Annotated in this window: 1 protein-coding gene; it reads right to left on the bottom strand. The window is 60.2% G+C overall.

Annotation, left to right across the window (positions count from 1 at the left end; translation table 11 throughout):
* A partial coding sequence (locus ACLD9W_RS12660; protein WP_410842314.1) for a transposase occupies positions 1 to 259 on the bottom strand: 259 nt, incomplete at both ends.

Below are 259 nucleotides of genomic sequence, written 5' to 3'. Positions count from 1 at the left end.
TGCGCACCGCCATTCTGCCGCCGATGCAGCCTGCTTTCTTGTCCGTATCGCCGCTTTGGTTCGGCGGCGGAACGACACCTGCCAGCATGGCGATGCGTTTGTGCGGTACGGTGCCCAACTCGGGCAGCATGGACAACAGGGTGGCACAGGTGGTGTTGCCTATGCCTTTGATTGCGGTTAGCACTTGGCCTTTGCCGCCGAATGCGTCGGCGTTGCTGTCGATGTCTTTGTCCAGCTCGGCGATAAGCTTGTCGAGATG

This window comes from Neisseria sp. WLZKY-1, from assembly GCF_046546535.1.
In the GTDB taxonomy this organism is placed as follows: Bacteria; Pseudomonadota; Gammaproteobacteria; order Burkholderiales; family Neisseriaceae; genus Neisseria.
The sequence above is the reverse complement of the archived record's forward strand: the minus strand, read 5'-3'. Positions and strand labels throughout refer to the sequence as shown.